General features: G+C 32.0%; 18 protein-coding genes. 10 read left to right on the top strand and 8 right to left on the bottom strand.

Features of this window, described 5'->3' with window-relative positions:
- The first annotated feature begins 102 nt into the window (after positions 1 to 102).
- The 4 genes from IJ258_RS06960 (at position 103) to IJ258_RS06945 (ending at position 6,842) form a co-directional block, all read left to right on the top strand.
- On the top strand, positions 103 to 2,055 hold the full coding sequence (locus IJ258_RS06960; RefSeq protein WP_292804943.1) for a hypothetical protein: 1,953 nt from the start codon (positions 103 to 105) through the stop codon (positions 2,053 to 2,055).
- A gap of 217 nt (positions 2,056 to 2,272) precedes the next feature.
- On the top strand, positions 2,273 to 4,276 hold the full coding sequence (locus IJ258_RS06955) for an Ig-like domain-containing protein (RefSeq protein ID WP_292804941.1): 2,004 nt from the start codon (positions 2,273 to 2,275) through the stop codon (positions 4,274 to 4,276).
- 157 nt (positions 4,277 to 4,433) lie between these two features.
- The gene (locus tag IJ258_RS06950) at positions 4,434 to 5,846 is read left to right on the top strand and encodes a hypothetical protein (RefSeq protein WP_292804937.1); all 1,413 of its coding nucleotides are present in this window, start codon (positions 4,434 to 4,436) and stop codon (positions 5,844 to 5,846) included.
- Between the two features lie 66 nt (positions 5,847 to 5,912).
- The gene (locus IJ258_RS06945; RefSeq protein ID WP_292804934.1) at positions 5,913 to 6,842 is read left to right on the top strand and encodes a hypothetical protein; all 930 of its coding nucleotides are present in this window, start codon (positions 5,913 to 5,915) and stop codon (positions 6,840 to 6,842) included.
- Positions 6,843 to 6,922: 80 nt separating this feature from the next.
- Here IJ258_RS06945 and dmpI read toward each other — a convergent pair whose 3' ends face one another.
- The gene (dmpI, locus tag IJ258_RS06940; RefSeq protein WP_292804931.1) at positions 6,923 to 7,111 is read right to left on the bottom strand and encodes a 4-oxalocrotonate tautomerase DmpI; all 189 of its coding nucleotides are present in this window, start codon (positions 7,109 to 7,111) and stop codon (positions 6,923 to 6,925) included.
- A 63-nt stretch (positions 7,112 to 7,174) separates the two neighbouring features.
- On the opposite strand from dmpI, the gene IJ258_RS06935 reads away from it, so the two are divergent.
- Together IJ258_RS06935 and IJ258_RS06930 are read left to right on the top strand one after the other, a co-directional pair.
- Complete coding sequence (locus IJ258_RS06935; RefSeq protein ID WP_292804928.1) at positions 7,175 to 7,633, top strand: deoxyuridine 5'-triphosphate nucleotidohydrolase; 459 nt, start codon at positions 7,175 to 7,177, stop codon at positions 7,631 to 7,633.
- Positions 7,630 to 9,162: a thiamine pyrophosphate-binding protein gene (locus tag IJ258_RS06930; RefSeq protein ID WP_292804925.1), complete on the top strand. Its 1,533-nt coding sequence runs from the start codon at positions 7,630 to 7,632 to the stop codon at positions 9,160 to 9,162. The genes IJ258_RS06935 and IJ258_RS06930 overlap by 4 nt, the downstream gene beginning before the upstream one ends.
- Before the next feature lie 62 nt (positions 9,163 to 9,224).
- Here IJ258_RS06930 and IJ258_RS06925 read toward each other — a convergent pair whose 3' ends face one another.
- The 5 genes from IJ258_RS06925 to IJ258_RS06905 form a co-directional block, all read right to left on the bottom strand.
- A complete protein-coding gene (locus tag IJ258_RS06925) occupies positions 9,225 to 10,250 on the bottom strand; it encodes an ImmA/IrrE family metallo-endopeptidase (RefSeq protein ID WP_292804922.1) in 1,026 nt (341 codons plus the stop codon).
- Between the two features lie 181 nt (positions 10,251 to 10,431).
- Complete coding sequence (locus tag IJ258_RS06920; protein ID WP_292804919.1) at positions 10,432 to 10,692, bottom strand: hypothetical protein; 261 nt, start codon at positions 10,690 to 10,692, stop codon at positions 10,432 to 10,434.
- The gene (locus IJ258_RS06915) at positions 10,682 to 11,200 is read right to left on the bottom strand and encodes a DUF2953 domain-containing protein (RefSeq protein WP_292804891.1); all 519 of its coding nucleotides are present in this window, start codon (positions 11,198 to 11,200) and stop codon (positions 10,682 to 10,684) included. The genes IJ258_RS06920 and IJ258_RS06915 overlap by 11 nt, the downstream gene beginning before the upstream one ends.
- Positions 11,201 to 11,271: 71 nt before the next feature.
- A complete protein-coding gene (locus IJ258_RS06910; RefSeq protein ID WP_292804888.1) occupies positions 11,272 to 11,694 on the bottom strand; it encodes a GerW family sporulation protein in 423 nt (140 codons plus the stop codon).
- Between the two features lie 350 nt (positions 11,695 to 12,044).
- Positions 12,045 to 13,187 carry an alanine--glyoxylate aminotransferase family protein gene (locus IJ258_RS06905; RefSeq protein ID WP_292804885.1) on the bottom strand — a complete coding sequence of 381 codons (1,143 nt, stop codon included), beginning with the start codon at positions 13,185 to 13,187 and terminating at the stop codon, positions 12,045 to 12,047.
- 198 nt (positions 13,188 to 13,385) lie between these two features.
- Here IJ258_RS06905 and IJ258_RS06900 point away from each other — a divergent pair, with 198 nt between their 5' ends.
- Together IJ258_RS06900 and IJ258_RS06895 are read left to right on the top strand one after the other, a co-directional pair.
- Positions 13,386 to 14,054 carry a YitT family protein gene (locus IJ258_RS06900; RefSeq protein WP_292804882.1) on the top strand — a complete coding sequence of 223 codons (669 nt, stop codon included), beginning with the start codon at positions 13,386 to 13,388 and terminating at the stop codon, positions 14,052 to 14,054.
- 15 nt (positions 14,055 to 14,069) lie between these two features.
- A complete protein-coding gene (locus IJ258_RS06895) occupies positions 14,070 to 14,720 on the top strand; it encodes a YitT family protein (protein WP_292804879.1) in 651 nt (216 codons plus the stop codon).
- A gap of 17 nt (positions 14,721 to 14,737) precedes the next feature.
- Here IJ258_RS06895 and IJ258_RS06890 read toward each other — a convergent pair whose 3' ends face one another.
- Positions 14,738 to 15,157 (bottom strand): DUF2283 domain-containing protein, encoded by a 420-nt coding sequence (locus tag IJ258_RS06890; RefSeq protein WP_292804876.1) that lies wholly within the window; start codon positions 15,155 to 15,157, stop codon positions 14,738 to 14,740.
- A 411-nt stretch (positions 15,158 to 15,568) separates the two neighbouring features.
- Between IJ258_RS06890 and IJ258_RS06885 the strand changes: the two genes are divergently transcribed.
- Together IJ258_RS06885 and IJ258_RS06880 are read left to right on the top strand one after the other, a co-directional pair.
- The gene (locus IJ258_RS06885) at positions 15,569 to 16,288 is read left to right on the top strand and encodes a 6-hydroxymethylpterin diphosphokinase MptE-like protein (protein WP_292804873.1); all 720 of its coding nucleotides are present in this window, start codon (positions 15,569 to 15,571) and stop codon (positions 16,286 to 16,288) included.
- A gap of 36 nt (positions 16,289 to 16,324) precedes the next feature.
- Positions 16,325 to 17,434, top strand: coding sequence for an ORC1-type DNA replication protein (locus IJ258_RS06880; protein WP_292804868.1), 1,110 nt, complete (start codon positions 16,325 to 16,327; stop codon positions 17,432 to 17,434).
- A 113-nt stretch (positions 17,435 to 17,547) separates the two neighbouring features.
- Here IJ258_RS06880 and IJ258_RS06875 read toward each other — a convergent pair whose 3' ends face one another.
- Positions 17,548 to 17,724 (bottom strand): hypothetical protein, encoded by a 177-nt coding sequence (locus IJ258_RS06875; protein ID WP_292804865.1) that lies wholly within the window; start codon positions 17,722 to 17,724, stop codon positions 17,548 to 17,550.
- Between the last annotated feature and the right edge of the window lie 63 nt (positions 17,725 to 17,787).

Below are 17,787 nucleotides of genomic sequence, written 5' to 3'. Positions count from 1 at the left end.
TGGTTAAACATTCGATAAAAAGCATAAGGCATATATAGTTTACACGACTAATATTAAATTGTATTCAAATTGAATATATTTAAGTAAAAAATGTGATTTATTATGAAGATAAAACATTTGATAATAGTCAGTTTGATACTGGCTATAATAACAATTGGTGCTGTAAGTGCAGCTGATGATGCAGATGCACTTGCAGTTGAAGAAGGCGATGCATTGGCAGTTGATGATGTTGGTGTAATTGCTGGTGATGATGAAGGAGGAGATGAACCTGGAGATAATCCGGATGAAGAGCCTGCTAAAGAACTTAGTGCCGATGACTTTTCTACATATTATCAAAAGTCTATTGCTAATAATTCCGATAATTATGTATTTAGTGTATCAAATTACGCTGAAGATAGTGAAGGTAACTTAACTGTCACTGTTGGAGATAGTGAAACTCCAATATATGATGAAGACTTTAGTTATGGTGAGAATGATTTCGTTGAGTTTGACTTAGCTGATTTAAATATATCCTCTCCGGGAGATTATAAAATTCTTGTTAATTTTATACCAGTTTCCGGTACTGGAATAACTCTTCTTGATTATACTTTAAAAGTCACTGAAAATGAAGGATATGATGGTATTAGTGCTAGTATTTATAATTGTATTGTTAATCCTTCAGAAGGTCAATCTAATGATTTTATTTATTGTGATTATTATAATCTTGATTTAGACGGTAATATTCTCATTTATATTGATGGTGAGTTATATTATAATAAAACTATTGGTTCTGATAATGAAATTTATTTAGAAAATTTAAACAAAACTCCAAAAATGGGCGAGCATTTTGTTCAAATAAAATATTTTGATGGGGAAAATTCAACTGTAGTTGCATCAAAAACTATTTCAATTGATTTTAATGTTGATATTGATGAATTTTATGATGGTGATGAGGAAATTTCTATTGGATCTGATATATCATTAAATATTTGTGTACCAAATAATGCAAATGGGGATTTATATTTAATATTCAATGGTAAAGAAACTAAATTATCTTACAAAGATGGTCATGCAAATTATACTCTTTTCACTGGTGATTTAAATTTAGATGCTGAATATCAATTATCAGTTGAATTACGTAATGATTCATTTTATCCACTTAAAACTACAACATACACTGTAAAAACTGTATTTGATATTTATACTCCTTATGAAATGAGTATTGGTGAAAATGAATTTATTTCTATTAATTTACCAAGTTCATATTCTGGAACTCTTAAAGTATACACTGCTAAAGAAGATCCTGATGATGAAGGGAGATATATAAAAGATGGTGATGTAGGTAGTGCAAATGTTGTTAAAGGTAAAGCAAGTGTTTCATTAGCTAAATTGGCTGAAGGGTATCATATATTAATTGTTGAATATAATAATGGAACTCAAAATTTCACCGATACTTCTTATGTTTCTGTTAAGAAAAATGATGCAAGTATTTCTGTAACAGTTACTCCATCAACAGTTGAAGTTGGAAACAGTGTTGTAGTTAAAATTACTGGACCAAAAACATTAAACCAATACTTTGAAATTTATGTTGATGGTGTTGAACAAAAAGATAAAATTAATATATTTAATTTAGGTGAAAAAACTTATTCTATTCCATTTAAAACAGCTGGGGATCATACAATTAAAGTATATTCCTCTGATTATTGGGGAGAAGGAGAAGAAGATTATGTATTCTACTCAAACACTTTCACAGTAACAGTTAAAGAAAAAGCAGTTGTAACTCCTAAAAAAGCAGACAAAATCACTTTAACACTTAAAAAGGTTAAAGTTAAAAAATCCGCTAAAAAACTTGTTTTACAGGCAACTTTAAAAATCAATAAAAAAGCTAAAAAAGGCTTAAAAGTTATTTTTAAATTCAATGGTAAAAAATACACTGCAAAAACCAACAAAAAAGGTATTGCTAAAGTAACCATTAAGAAAAATGTATTGAAAAAACTTAAAGTTGGTAAAAAGATTAAAATCCAAGCATCTTACGGTAAAACTGTTAAAAAATTAACAGTAAAAGTTAAAAAATAAGGATTAATTTCCTTATTTCTTTTTTTATTTTTAATTAATTATTAAATTTTTAGTTATTTAGTTTAATATTTGAATTTAATTTTCATTTTTTTATTATTTATTTTTTAATATTCATATTTTCTTTTATAATATTGTAAAACTAATATTTATATGTGTGTAAAATAAATATTATATTGTATTCAAATTGAATATATTTAAAGTAAAAATGTGATTTATTATGAATATAAAACATTTGATAATTGTTAGTTTAATACTGGCTATTTTAACAATTGGTGCGGTAAGTGCATCAGAGGTAGCTGATGAAATTGCAATCGATGATTCATCATCAGATGTTGATATAATAGCACAAGATGGTGAAGAGGAAGATTCTGATGATATATCTGTCGTTGTAGATGAGTATGATGTGGATGATGAACCGCCATATGTGGTTGATACAAATAAAAATAGTAGTGAAATAGCATATATTGAATATGCTCCTAAAGATTCAACAGGCAGGGTCACTGTTTTGGCAGGTGAAGATGAATCTGAAACATTGATGGATAAATCAATTCAAAGTTTAACATATGATGATGATTTTGATACATTCTTAATTACCTTAAATGATTTGAACAGAGTCATTAATGAAGATAGTTTATTTATCACTGTAAAATATTTTGGTGCTGATAATAACTTAATTGATTCTGATAATGGAACTGTTAAATTTGAAAACTTATCAGGATATGATGAACCGGCTGATAATCCGAATGCAATTTATATAGAGATTTATGATGTTGATGAGGATGGAGAACCTATGATTTGTTATTTGGAGGAAGATTATTTTGCATCTGTTGAACTTCCTTCAGATGCTCAAGGTAATATTACAGTATATATCAAAGGTAAGGGTTATGTCTTCAATAAAAATTTGACTCAATGCAGTCCTGATGAGGACTATAACACTGAAGGTAGAGTAAAATATCTTATTTGGACAAATCAATTAAATCCAACCCTCGAAAAGGATGATTATGAGATTACTGTAAGTTATGTGGGTGGCAATTATGGAGATGTAAATGAATCTTCAACTGTCCGTTTCGAATCTCGTGAAGACCATGTTGTTGAACTATTTGATGAAAGTGATTTTAACATGGGTTTAAAGGATGAAGAAATTGCTTACATTAATGTTGATAAAATAAACGGTACTGTTAAAGTATTTATTGACGGTAAAGAATATTTAAGCAAAGTAGTTCTTGATGAAGAGGATTATTATTCTGTATCAGTGGATTTTACTTCTGCTGGAGTAACAATTGGTAATCATACAGTAAAAGTTACATATGCTACTGCAACCAAAACATATGAAAAAGAAGCAAAAATTAACTTTGTATATCCTCCTGTCTTCGATTACTTCCCTTCCATTTCTGTTGGTGAAAAAGACACAATCCTCATAACAGGATATAAGGGAGCTACTGGTACTGCAACTCTTTACACTATTGATGATGAAGGTAAATTAAAAGAATTTAAATCAGTCAATGTTGTTGACGGGTCTGCAAAAATAGTATTGGATAATTTAACTGAAGGCTATTATAATTTCTATATAAATGCTACAATCGCTGGAGAATATGCTGATTCAAATATTGGAATTGAAGTTAGAAATAATACTAAAGGAATCAGTTCTAGTGTAACTCTAACCGACATCACAGTAGGAGAGAAAGTAACTGTAATTTTTGCTGGAAATAAAACATTAATCGGATATATTGACATTTATGTCGATAATAAAGAATATAAAGAAGAAATTAAATTGGTTAACGGATCAATGTCTTATGACATTACCGGGTTATCTGTTGGAACTCATGATGTTTCAGTTAAATACTGGAACGAGGAGGGTGGTGATGTATTCTACTCTAACACTTTTTCAGTAAAAGTTAATGCTAAACAGGCACCTATTGTTAAACCTCCAGTTAAAAAAGATGTTATTAAATTAACTCTTAAAAAGGTTAAAGTTAAAAAATCCGCTAAAAAACTTGTTTTACAGGCTACCTTAAAAATCAACAAAAAAGCTAAAAAAGGCTTAAAAGTTATTTTCAAATTCAATGGTAAAAAATACACTGCAAAAACCAACAAAAAAGGTGTTGCTAAAGTAACCATTAAGAAAAAAGTATTGAAAAAACTTAAAGTTGGTAAAAAGGTAAAAATACAAGTATCTTACGGAAAAACTGTTAAAAAATTAACCGTAAAAGTTAAAAAATAAGGATTAATTTCCTTATTTTTCTTATTTTTTTTCAATAATTTGAATATTATATTGATTTTTAATCTCTTTTTTTAAAATAACCTATTAAATATTAAAATATATATGTAATTTTTCACAAAAATATCTCTGTATTCAAATTAAATTCAATTGTGATATTATGAAAATAAAACATTTAATGATGGTCTGTCTAATGCTGGCCATTTTAACAATAGGTGCTGTTAGTGCATCACAGGATTTGTCTGATGATAATCTGACTCAGGAATCCAGTGATGATTTGGCAGTTGAAGAAATCACGACGGATGAATTATCACAAAGTCCTTCAGATGATGAGGAGGTTTTAAAGCAAACAGATGATGATGAAATCTCAATGACAGTAGATGAAAATGAATCAGAGCCTCTGGGTGCAAAAGTAAACTCTGAAGAGGTCCTTGGAGATTATTACACCAGTAAAATCCATATTCGGATTTACGATACTGTTGATCTTTCAACTTCTTATTATGATTTGGGATATATTGAGGACAGTAATGGAATTAAGGGAACAGTTTCTGTATCAATTGATGGCAAAAAGGTTTTCTCTAAAAAATTCACCTCTGGAAGCAAATATTTTTATTCAATAGGTAATGATGTCATAAACCTAAAAAAATATGGTTTTGGCTATCATAGCGTAAAAATCACTTACAATACAGGTAAAGCAAGAACAGATTCCCGTAAAGTTAATTTCGTCTCTGTACCTGATGTCATCTCTCCATACATTATGTCAGTTGGTGAGGCAAACGGCATAATAATCAGGGGAAATTCTAAAATGAGCGGTACTGCAACACTTTACATTAGAGATGAAGTGGGCAGTGATAAATATAACAATACCATTTATAAAAAGGGAAATGCAATTTCCACAGTTAAAATATCCAACGGTTATGCATTTATCCCATTGAAAAAACTGAATGCAGGATCTTTAAGCTTCCAATTGGACTATAAAATAGGAACATATAAAAGTAGTGAAATTATCGACATACGTGTTGAAAACAACAGTCCCGGATTTAAATCATCAATTTCAAAAACATCAATCTATGATGGAAAATCCGTAACTATCAAAATGACCGGACCTCGAAACAGTGAATATGTATCAATTTATGTTGACGGTAAATACCTCAAGGATGTTAGATTTAATTCCGGCAGTTTAAAAGAATCAATTTCAGGATTATCAGTAGGAACTCATTACATTTCCATTAATCTGGACCCTTACGGTAGTAATGTTTTCTATTCAAACACTTTCAAGGTTGTTGTAAAGTCAAATGCCAAATTAACCCTTAAAAAGGTTGTTGTTAAAAAGTCAGCTAAAAAATTAGTGATTACAGCCAGCTTGAAAATCAAAAACAAGGTTGCCAAAAACAAAAAACTGACATTCAAGTTCAACAAAAAGACTTACACTGCAAAAACCAACAAGAAAGGAATTGCTAAAATAACAGTTAAAAAGACAACACTTAAAAAACTTAAAGTCGGTAAAAAACTCACTTATCAGGTATCCTACGGTAAAAATACCGTTAAACAAACTGTTGTAGTTAAAAAATAATTATTTTTTAACTTTTTTCTCTTTTTTTAATTAAATTTAAATAAATCCATCAATATAATATCTTCAATGAGTCACAAATACATTCGTGAAAATAAAAATTCATTTGCAATAGTTAAAAGCTCCAGAAATTATGGTAAATTCAAAAACATTGATGAAGCGCTTTTCATAAGGGATTTGCTTATTCAAAATGACTGGCAGATTGGCGAACTTGATGATGTATATGAATTCAACAATGATTATCTGATTGTTAAGGCAATTGATGAAAAGCTCCACATTCTTGCAAGATATTCCAAAAAACCCTCACAAAAAGCAGTTGATGAGCTCTACAAAAGGCATCTGAGAAACCCTAATAACTCAAAATATGGTTTGAACATCACACGAATCTTCGATACATTCATAATCAAAAAGCAAATTGCAGGAGACGATTACATCTTTGGATATTATGATAAGATGGAAGATGCCGAGTTTGTGAGAAATTTCCTTCTGGACAACCATTGGAATGTAAATGAATTCTCACAAATCGAGTATGATGAAGAAACAAAGTTATTTTGGGTAATTGAAGTCATTGACGATAAGGCATATGTTTTGGGGTCATTTAAAACAAAACAGGCTATTGATTTGGATAAATGTCACCAGGAGTTTCTGAGAAAAATTTCAAAGCACAAATTCGGACTTGCAAGTCATCCCCATTTGGATGAGCTGACAGATAAGCTTTCACAACTTGAAGATAAATTCAACATTAAGGCTTCCGATAATGTCTGGAGCTTTAATAATGTTCAAGACCCATTAAATGATATCATTTTCAATTTAACTCCTTTTCAAAAATCAGTATATGATGCAGTTGATAATTCAACCTTTGATGATATTAAAAAATCACTGGTGAGATTTAAAAGTAAAAATTTTGATGAAAAAATCCGCAAAAACATTGATGAGCTGATAAAACTGGATTTAATTACCATGAATGGAAATTATTATATTCATAAAAACCAAAAATAATAATGTATTTGATATTTCAAATACAAGTTCTTTTTTGGTTTAAAGAATTGGAGGTTATGCATATAACCTCCTTAAAATGTTTATTCTTTATCGCTTAAAAGTTCTCCGGCCACACCAATACTTTCTTTTGGATAAGCCTGAACTAATACTGTTATAGCTTCAATTGGAAGATCATATGCTTCCGCTACAACTTCAGATACTTTTTTAACCATTTCACGTTTTTTCTCGATAGTTATTCCGTCGTTTCCACCTATTGTAATTACTGGCATATTTTATCACCGTTTAACTATATTAATTAAATTAAATAAATACTTTATTAAGGATTTGATAAAATGCTTGGTGAAAAGGAACTTGTTAAACTCTTTCCGGATTTTGCAGATTTGGTGCAGCCATCCGGAATCGACTTGGAATTGGACAAGATTTATGTTCAAAAGACTGCTGGCTCTTTGATTGACAATGAAAAGGAATTGCCTGAAATTGAGGAACTGGATGGGCCAATATATACTTTAAAACCTCACACTGCATATCTTGCAAGTATAAAAAGGAAAGTAAAGATTCCCAAAGGTTATACTATGCTTTACCTTCCACGTTCAACACTTTTAAGGTCATTTATTTCAGTTCAAACCGCTGTGGGAGATCCCGGATTTTACGGAACATTGATGTTCATGATTTACAATCACGGAGAGTTCGAATATAAAATCAAATCAGGTGACAGAATTGCCCAGGCAGTAGTATTTCCTGTTGAAGGCTCAGGGGAATACAATGGCTCTTATCAAGAGGTGGAAGAGTGAATGTGGCTGATAAAATCGTAAGGATTCTTGAAGAGGAAGACATTAGTGATGTTTTTGGCATTCCGGGCGAGCAGATAATGCCTCTTTATGAAGCACTCTCCAAAGGCAATGTCAGACATGTACTTACAAGGCATGAACAGGCTGCAGCTCATGCAGCTGACGGTTATGCCCGTTCAACCGGAAAAATCGGTGTATGCATCACAACAGCTTCACCTGGAGCACTAAATACAGTGATGGCTGTTGCAACAGCTTACATGGACAGTATTCCATTGCTGATTCTGACAGGTGACAATGAGCTGAAATATCGCGGAACCAATCATTTCCAGACAACACCTCAATTTGAAATATTTAAAAATATCACACAGGCATCATATAATCCTTTAAACGGAACAGAAGCAATGTATGTGCTTAGAGCTTCAATTTATGAGCTGAAAAACTTCCCAAAAGGACCGATCCACATTAATCTTTCAAAGGATGTGCTTCTTCAGGAGGATTTCGATGATTTCGATTTGTGCTATTTGTGTGACGATGATCTGTCAAACATAACCAAGGCACAGGAGCTTATAGACAAATCCAAAAGGCCACTTTTAATATTAGGCACAGGGGCAATAGGTCAGGCTGAACACATTCGGGAAATATCTGAAAAATATCAAATTCCGGTAACAACCACTTTTCACGCTAAAGGCATAATATCAGAAAACAATCCATTAAATCTTGGACTGTGCGGAATTAGGGCAAATGAACAGGCAAAATATGCATTTGAAAATGCAGATTGCATAATAGGCTTGGCAATCAAGGCAAGTGAAAGGACATTGCCTGAAATCCCTGACAATTTCATCCATGTGAACATAAACATGGATGTTCTGGTCGGCGATTATCCGATTTACGGCAAGGTTGAGGACTTTTTAGCTGAAATTAAATTTAAAGAAGTTGACTGGATAAGTGAAATTACTAAAAAAGATGATTCATATCATCTGGAAGGTTTGGATAGTGAAAGAAAACCTCAATCTGCAATCAAAAGAATTTTAAATAAATTTTCAGACAATATCATTGTTTCAGATGCAGGTTCACACACAACATGGACAACATTGCTTAAAAAATCCCTCAAACCAAGACAGCTTTTGTTCTCAGGTGCAATGGCTCCTATGGGTTATGGACTTCCGGCAGCGATTGGAGCAGCTATTGCAACAGGTGAGAAAATAATTGTCATAAATGGTGACGGGGATTTCCAGATGAACCTTCAGGAACTTGCAACATTAAAGGAAAATAATCTGGATGTCATAGTATTTATTTTAAACAATTCTGAATATGGGATAATCAGACAATGGCAGGAATCATTCTACTCAATGGATGCATATCAGGTTAAATTAAATAATCCTGATTTTGTAAAATTAGCTTCAAGTTATGGTATTGATGCAGTGAGGGTTGATAATTTGGCTGATTTGGAACTTCTTTTAGGTAATGATTTGACAGGGCCGTTGGTTGTTGAGGTTATTGTGGAAAGTGAGGATATTCCACTTCCAAAATAACTCACCATTGCCAGCCATTATGAATCATGAACTCATCAAAAGTCATGCAGGGGATGTCCAATTCATTGAAACAATTTTTCTGTTAACTCATCAACATGTTTCAATCTCAAACCAACACTTTGTGAAAATTCAACACTTGAAATCACTCCATTTTCATAAGCGGTTAAAAATAATTGTGTGTATAATTTCCCATTATACTTAATTTGGTTTAAAACGGGAGATCTTCCTCCTGAACTTCGTTTTTTCGATAATTCTTCAATAGTCCAGTTGCTTTGTTTTTTCACAACAATCGGATGTTTCATTAAATCATTTTTAGGAACTAAAAATTCTGCAGCTACGGAATTGCATAACCATTCTTTTGAATTGCTTTTGTCCACATCGCAGATTGCACTTTCTCCCAAAATCAAATGTGTCAATTCATGGAATATTGAAAATATTCGGGCATTAGGCGAATCAGCACTATTCAGTAGAATTATTGGATATTCATCGTAATATATGCATAATGCTCTCATTTCATTTAATGAAACACGAGGTATTTCAAAAATCAAAACGCCTAATTTTGAGCTAATATGTTCTTTCCAGTTATTCAGGAAGGTATAATGGGCAGAATCTTTTCTACCATTATTGTATAGCCATGATTTTTGCTGGTTCAAATCTATTTTTAAAATATCTCTTATATGATTTGATAATTCAGAGATGTTCCTTGAATTCAATTTATATCGTCCAAAGGAGGCAATCGGATAATGCATATCTTCCATTAACTCTAAAAAATTTTTTCTTTTTGAAATTGCTTCCCTGATTCCAATTGTTAATGAGGGTGATTTGATGTCAGATTCATATGAATCTAATTTTCTATATTCTATAAAATCCATGTTTATGTGGTCTGGAAATTTTTCTCTAAAGAAAAATGCTGTTGGTCTTTTGAAATACTTGCTAATGTCGCATAGTTGATTCCAAGTGGGCATCAATTTTCCATTTTCCCATTCTTTGAATTTAGGTTTAATTTTATTTGGTAAATTTGAATATTCATACCCTGCATCTATTCTTGCCCATTTCAGTGCTTCTGGATTAATCTGTACTCTTCCCATATTATGCCTCCATTTGTTTAATTTATCAAGGGTTACTTGATTGCATTAATTTTAATAGTACTTATCTGTTTAAGTACATTATTTTGTGAAATACTTTTGTTTTCACATCATGTTAAGTAATATGGTTTTTTTAATATATAAATGTGTCAGTTTCTTTTAAAATCAATTTAACTCGTTTAAATCAATATTTAATTTTGGAGGCAATTTTCACATATTCTTCAATAACATCATCAATATAATCCACTCTATCTAGGGGTGCGAAATAATATTCATCATTTTCTGTGTAAATTATTCCGATTGGGATGATTTCATATGCTGAAATTTTATCCTTGATGAGTGTTGTTTTTGTCATGAATGCAAATGTGAATCCGCAGATTTCTTTAAACTCAAATGTTGTATCCTCACGGATTTCAAAAAGATCTTTTAGAAAATCATCGCTCATCCATAACACCTCTTATGAATATTCTGACTTCCTTTTTTGAAATTAACTTGACTGTTGGAATCAAGAGTTTAAGAGGATAGATTTCAACTTCGTTTATTCCAATTGCATCAAAAGTGCTTCCTGTAAATGATGGTTCGGCGCTTATCTTTAACTTTTCATGCATTGAATTGATGACTGCAAGAATTCCCCAGATTATTCCAATGTATTTTCCGGTGTCTGCATAGCTTGCAAAACCGACGGTGAAGTGGTTTTCAAATTTTTCGATTTTTATAATTTTTAAAGCGGATTTCAGATAGCTTTTGAAATATTTAAAACAGGGTTTGGCCAGATCAAACAGTTTTTTGTGGTCTCTTTCGTGTTCTTTTTCATCATCTGTGTCCTCATCAGCATCATCAGAGGGGAAATGGTATGTGTATATTTTTAATTTTTTGAAAATAAGTATTTTTAAACATCCTTTGACTTTACTACCCTTTTTATTATACTCCAGTTGTAGTTTAATCCCAATCAAGAGTAAAATAATAATAAATAAGATGATTATTAGTATAATCATCCCTAGGATGTTTAACATGTAGTAAAGTCCTATTCTTGTTGTTCTTCGCTTGTGGTGAATTCAGGCTCTATGTATTCGGATTCATCATAGTATTCTGATACTCCTTGCTGTGAATCCAAGAAGCTTTTCACTAAATCAGTAATGACAAGCCCAATGTCGGATATTGCCTTGTTGGTTTCGGTTCCTTTACTTAAGTCAAGTACACGAACTCCTTCAGCATCATTTCCTTTTTTAGGTATCATTACCATGGATATTGGTTCTACTCCAGCACCTGCTCCTGCAGCGTCGCTTCCTTCACTGCCTAATATGTTTTCACCAGCTCCAAATCCTACTCCCATTTTCATTACTGGAATTAAGATTTTATCTTCAGTTTCTATTGGTGTACCTATTACATTATCAACATTGATTAATTTACGTAATTCTTCAACTGTTGTTTTTATATTTTCAGCCATAGTTTCACATCCTATTATTGGTTATATTTTTGTTTTCATTTTTTAAATAATTTCTTAAAGTAATACTTTTTTCAGTTATAAGACATATATTGCAAGTGTAACTTATAACTTACAACTAAATTTTGAGACGTGCATTTCAAGTGTAACTTTTCACTTATAAGTTCTAATACACAAGTTGAAGACATCGATTTCAAGTGTAACTTTTCACTTATAAGTTCTAATACACAAGTTGAAGACATGCATTTCAAGTGTAACATATAACTTATAACTTACAAGCAGAAAATTTTTTCAAAAAAATAGTGGGTTATAACTTATAACTAAAATATAATAAAAAAAGAAAAAGAACAGAATCATAAGTATGATTCTGCAATGGATGAAACACCAGCACCAGCGTCGTCAATTACACCTAAACCTTTTAAAGTCATACCGATAGCAGCAAAGGTTTGAGTTAATTCCTTGTAGGAAATATTTCCCATGTGTCCGATTCTGAAAATGTTTCCTTTCAAGTGATCTTGACCGCCAGCTAATTCTACACCATATTTGTCACGGGTTGTGCCTCTGAACTGATCATCAGTAATTCCTTCAGGCATTTTAACAGCAGTTACGGTTGCAGAGGATACTGCTTCATCAGCGAATAATTCTAAACCTAATGCTTTAACTGCAGCAACACTTGCTTTAGCAGCTTTGTGGTGACGTGCAACTCTGTTGTCAATTCCTTCTTCTATAACCATTTTTAAAGCTTCATTCATTGCATATGTGAGTGAAACTGATGGAGTGTATGGAGTTTGAGGAGGTACTTTGTCTCCGCTTTTTTTAGCAGCTTTCATGTCTAAGTAGAAAGTGTTGGTTTCCACTTTTTCTGCTGCAGCCCATGCGTCGTCACTGAATGTGATTGCAGCCATGCCCGGTGGTGCAGCGATACATTTTTGAGATCCGGTAAGACAAACGTCAATTCCGAATTTTTCAACGTTCACTTCATCTCCTGCAAGGGATGATACGGTATCTACAATGTATAGTGCATCGTAGTTTTTCATTACTTTACCGATTTCCTCAATAGGTGCAGCTACACCGGTAGAGGTTTCATTGTGAATTACACTAACTGCTTTAATGTCTTCATCTTCGTCAAGAGCTTCTTTAATAGCTTGAGGTGTTACAGCAGTTCCCCATTCTACTGCTAATTCTTTGGCATCGATTCCATGGGTTTGCGCAATTTTCATGAATCTTTCACCGAATTTTCCACCTACGACATTTAACATTTTTTCTCCAGGTGCTACAGTGTTGGCAATTCCTGCTTCCATAGCTGCAGTTCCAGATCCAGTTAGTAAATAAGAGTTATTTGGGGTTTGGAAAACTTTACTCATTAATTCAGTAGTTTCAGTTAATATTTCACCATATTTTGCTCCTCTGTGGTTAACAACAGCTTGTGACATTGCATTGAGTACTCTAGGATGCACTGTTGTTGGTCCAGGAAGCATTAATAAGATATCGTTCATTAATTTTTCCTCCAATTTTCTAGAAAATTAGCTTAATTTAAGCTATATATATTTTTTACTTTTATACTTATTAAATATTTTTAATGGGGTATTTATTCACATTTTCACTATTTTATAATGTACATTTTAGTGCACTGTTTAATTTGATAAGATATTTTATACATATTGTTTAAATACTTTTAAAACATATATTATTGTATGCAATTCAGTGGAGAAGAACTAACAATTAAAAGAGTATTCAACTATGTTTTTGGCCTTTACCTGATAACCCTTGGGGTGGCATTTTCAATAAAGTCCGGTTTGGGCTCAGCACCGGTTAGTTCAATTCCATATGCAATGAACCTGATTTGGGCAATAGAAATAGGTGTTGCAACATTCATATTTCATGCATTTCTGGTTTTAATCGAATTGCTGCTTTTAAGAAGAGATTTCAAGAAAAAACACTTCCTGCAGGTATTTGTCGGGGTGCTTTTTGGAGCATTCACAAGCTTTTCTGTGGCATTACTTGGTTTCATACCCTCTGCAGATAATTTTTTAATAGCATTAATAATGACAGTATTGTCAATATTTTTCATAGCTCTTGGACTGTTCTTTTATGTGCCGACAAACATCATTCCGTTATCTGTTGAGGGAGTCACACAGGCAATAGCGATTGTGCTGGACAAGCCATTTCCAAAAATCAAGGTCTATTTTGATATAACTGTGGTTGCAACAGCATTAATATTAAGTTATGGATTTTTAGGAGAATTTGGAAGTGTTGGGATTGGAACAATTCTCGGTGCGCTCTTTATCGGAACAACCGTCAAATATATTCACAAAATCTATGGCCATTTTACAGGTCATGATGTAGATTTAAAAAAGATGTAATATATATTATATAATATGATAAAAAGGATTTGCTTATTTGTAATCGGTCTGTTTATAATGTCCCTTGGAGTGGCATTTTCAATCGTTTCCACCCTTGGAACAACACCGATCAGTTCAATTTCCTATTCTCTGGCATTAATAACTAATATTAACATAGGAATAACAACTTTCATATTCAATGCTGCGTTAATATTGATACAGTTTCTTATTTTAAGGTCAAGATTTCACAAAAGAAGGCTGTTGCAGCTAATCAACTGTGTGCTTTTCGGATATTTCACCGATTTGGCATTATATATTGTTTCATTCATTCCGTTTGACGGATCTGTAATCATGATGATTGTATTTTTATTTATAAGCATATTCCTTACAGCTTTCGGCATATTCGTCTACATGCCTGCAAACATTGCTCCGCTTCCAGGTGAAGGATGTGTTGAATCAGTTGCAATCGTTACCAACTGGAGATTTTCCACAATCAAAATAGGTTTTGATGCAACAATGGTCATAATATCTCTTATAATGTGCGGATTGTGGTATACAAACATTTTGGGAGCAGTAAATATTGGAACAATAATTTCTGCATTTTTGGTCGGATTCACTTTAAGGCAAATCAACAACCTGTATGAACGTCTGACAGGTTCTGCGGTGAATGTGGTCAATAAAAATTAGTTTAGAAGTGATGACTTCTAAACAATTGCAAAATCAGTTTTAATATTTGGAAGGTAGTCTTCACCAATTGTATCCAGATTTAAAAATTCATATCTATTGTTATTTTTAAATGTAACTTCAACGTATATTGATTCTTTATCTATAACTATTTTTACATTGCCTGAGGGTTTGGTTAAAAATTTTTCATCGACTTCAATTCTTTTAGATGCATCATTTATTTCAAGATTGACAGGGAAATAATTTTCATCAAAATCAAGATAAATGCCAGATTCTAATTCTATGGATTCTTTAGATTTGTATTTTTCTTTGACTTCAATTCTAATGATGTCTAATCTTGAATCGTAGGTGTATTCGGTGTCTACTTTTTTAATTTCATTAATATTTGTAATTTCTACTTCATTTTCATTTAATATTTCTAGATTTATACTTAAATCCATAAAATGTTTGTAATTATATTTTAATTCAAATTTTGATGATTTTTAAATGTTTTTTCAATGCTTACTGGTATATCTTCACATAATGTTTGAGTTATTTTGTTAATGTCAATGTTTATCTCTTGTGCGTGGCTTAAACATGATTTTGGTATTTTATACCGGCTGGATTCCTTTTAATATTCTCCAATATGTCCAATACATCTTTTAAAGTGTAAATAATTTTATCGACCTCCTAATATCAATTTATCTATACTTATTGGTTTAAATTACAGAGTATATAAATGTATTCATGTTAAATTAATATTATTACTTTTTATTTGTAATTTAAGAAGTATAAATCCATTTTTAATTAAATATCTAATAATAAATTATTTAATTAAAAATGACCTAATATAATTATAGTGAGGTTTAAATATGGAATTTGGACTTTGGGAAAAATATTATACAGAAATTCTTGAAGATTTTGGATTTTCACGCCAAAACGATGAAGAGTCTGCAAAATTACTGGATGAAATACTGTCAACAGAAGGATGTCTCACATTAGATGATTTAAAAGGATTTGTTGATTTTTCAGATAAATTTATAGTATTTGGTGCAGGCCCATCCTTAAAGGAACATATAAAACTCCTAAAAGAGGATTATGATTTAAAAGACTACATTCTTGTTGCAGCAGATGGTGCAACAACCGCTTTAATAGAAGAAAAAATCGCACCGGACATAATTGCTACAGATTTGGATGGAAACCTTGATGATATTCTTTTGGCAAACTTGAGAGGAGCAAATGTAGCGATACATGCGCATGGTGACAATATAGATAAGATTGCAAGGCTGACACCATTCTTTACAAGCATATTGGGAACTACTCAATCACAGCCTGTTGGAAACCTCTATAATTTCGGAGGATTCACCGATGGTGACAGGGCGCTATTTCTATCTGTAGCATTAGGGGCAGTTGAAATAACACTTGCAGGTATGGATTTCGGTGAAATCGTAACCAGATACTCAAGGCCAAATATCAAAACTGACACTGCAAAGGCAGATGACTTTAAAAAGAAAAAGTTAGGATATGCCGAGAAGTTCACACAATGGATAATTGACAATGAAAATGTCGATATTATCAATTTATGTGAATAAAAATCGTTTTATAATAAGAAATAATAATATGATAATATGGGAATAGAAGATATTTTAATGGCTGATGAAAGTCTTTTTCAAAACATTAATGCTTTTGATCCGGATTACTTTCCTCAAAACTTCAATTACAGGGACACACAAATGGAAGCAATGGCAATGTCAATAAGGCCTGCTTTAAGAGGAGGACAACCGTCAAACGCAATTGTTTTAGGCTCACCGGCAACAGGAAAGTCCACATCAATAAGGAAAGTATTCGAACTGGTTGAAAAAACTTCAGATAAGGTAGTATGCGTATATATCAACTGTCAATTGCACACTACACGTTTTGGAATATTTTCACAAATTTACAAAAAGCTTTTCGGACACATTCCTCCTGAAACTGGAGTTCCTTTTTCAAGAATCTATGACCAGATTATGAAAGACCTTCAAAAAAAGGAAAGGTCACTGGTTGTGGCACTGGATGATATTAACTATCTGTTCCAATCAAAAAATGCTGATAAAGTTGTTTATGATTTATTAAGAGCATATGAGGAATATCCTGGTGTAAAAACATCAATTTTTGCCATATTGTCAGATCTGGAATTTAAATATGCCTTTGATAAAAATGTAAATACTGTATTTATTCCTCAAGAAATAACATTCCCATTATATACTTATTCTGAACTTGAAGATATCTTACGTGACCGTGCAAAAGCAGGATTTTTCCCTAATGTCTTGCCTGATGATATATTGGAGCAAATTGCAATGTACACTGAAGAAAACGGTGATTTGAGAGTGGGCATTAATCTTTTAAGATCATGCGGTAACATTGCAGAAGCGGATGCAAGCCGCCAAATCACTCAGGAACACTTTGACAAAGCAATGGAATCTCTGGTATCCGTCAATGTTTTCGAAACATTAAAATCTTTAAATGATAATGAACGAACAATTTTAAGGATGATTTCAGATTATGAAGGCATATATACTGCTGGTGAATTGTCTGAATTGTTTAAACAAAAAACAGGTTCCAGCTATGCATCATTTAATCGTGCATTGGATAAACTGGAATTCGTAAGATTGATTGATACAAAATTTACAGGAAAAGGGGTTAGAGGAAAATCAAGAGAAATTATATTGCGTTTTAACCCCGATGATTATGCCATTTAATCGTTTTCCTGTATTTAAGGGAAATTAGTTTCTGTTAACATTAGAGTATTTGCATGGTAAGCTCATAGTCTAATGTGCAACTAAAGGGTTTGGCATTGTTTTTAAGCTCAAATTTAAATAATTGGAGCTTGAGCTGCTACAACAGAAATAACAGAGAAAAGTAATGCTGCTATTACTACAAGCACTACCATGCAAGATTGAACATCTAAATTACTGTACATTATTTCGTCTTTCATTGAACTTCTTTTTCTTAAATCTACTTGAATTGTGGTGTCATTATTGCCTAACATTTTAATCACTATATTAAAGTTGTAAAAAGTACATATATAAGCAAAGAGTGAGAGCATTTGAAA

It is taken from the genome of Methanobrevibacter sp., assembly GCF_017468685.1.
In the GTDB taxonomy this organism is placed as follows: domain Archaea; phylum Methanobacteriota; class Methanobacteria; order Methanobacteriales; family Methanobacteriaceae; genus Methanocatella.
This window is presented reverse-complemented; position numbering and strand designations above follow the sequence as displayed.

Bases quoted from the DNA above. Each gene is read 5' to 3' on its own strand.
- IJ258_RS06960 (WP_292804943.1), top strand. From the start codon at position 103: ATGAAGATAAAACATTTGATAATAGTCAGTTTGATACTGGCTATAATA.
- IJ258_RS06955 (WP_292804941.1), top strand. From the start codon at position 2,273: ATGAATATAAAACATTTGATAATTGTTAGTTTAATACTGGCTATTTTA.
- IJ258_RS06950 (WP_292804937.1), top strand. From the start codon at position 4,434: ATGAAAATAAAACATTTAATGATGGTCTGTCTAATGCTGGCCATTTTA.
- IJ258_RS06945 (WP_292804934.1), top strand. From the start codon at position 5,913: ATGAGTCACAAATACATTCGTGAAAATAAAAATTCATTTGCAATAGTT.
- dmpI (WP_292804931.1), bottom strand. From the start codon at position 7,111: ATGCCAGTAATTACAATAGGTGGAAACGACGGAATAACTATCGAGAAA.
- IJ258_RS06935 (WP_292804928.1), top strand. From the start codon at position 7,175: ATGCTTGGTGAAAAGGAACTTGTTAAACTCTTTCCGGATTTTGCAGAT.
- IJ258_RS06925 (WP_292804922.1), bottom strand. From the start codon at position 10,250: ATGGGAAGAGTACAGATTAATCCAGAAGCACTGAAATGGGCAAGAATA.
- IJ258_RS06920 (WP_292804919.1), bottom strand. From the start codon at position 10,692: ATGAGCGATGATTTTCTAAAAGATCTTTTTGAAATCCGTGAGGATACA.
- IJ258_RS06910 (WP_292804888.1), bottom strand. From the start codon at position 11,694: ATGGCTGAAAATATAAAAACAACAGTTGAAGAATTACGTAAATTAATC.
- IJ258_RS06905 (WP_292804885.1), bottom strand. From the start codon at position 13,187: ATGAACGATATCTTATTAATGCTTCCTGGACCAACAACAGTGCATCCT.
- IJ258_RS06900 (WP_292804882.1), top strand. From the start codon at position 13,386: ATGCAATTCAGTGGAGAAGAACTAACAATTAAAAGAGTATTCAACTAT.
- IJ258_RS06895 (WP_292804879.1), top strand. From the start codon at position 14,070: ATGATAAAAAGGATTTGCTTATTTGTAATCGGTCTGTTTATAATGTCC.
- IJ258_RS06890 (WP_292804876.1), bottom strand. From the start codon at position 15,157: ATGGATTTAAGTATAAATCTAGAAATATTAAATGAAAATGAAGTAGAA.
- IJ258_RS06885 (WP_292804873.1), top strand. From the start codon at position 15,569: ATGGAATTTGGACTTTGGGAAAAATATTATACAGAAATTCTTGAAGAT.
- IJ258_RS06880 (WP_292804868.1), top strand. From the start codon at position 16,325: ATGGGAATAGAAGATATTTTAATGGCTGATGAAAGTCTTTTTCAAAAC.
- IJ258_RS06875 (WP_292804865.1), bottom strand. From the start codon at position 17,724: ATGTTAGGCAATAATGACACCACAATTCAAGTAGATTTAAGAAAAAGA.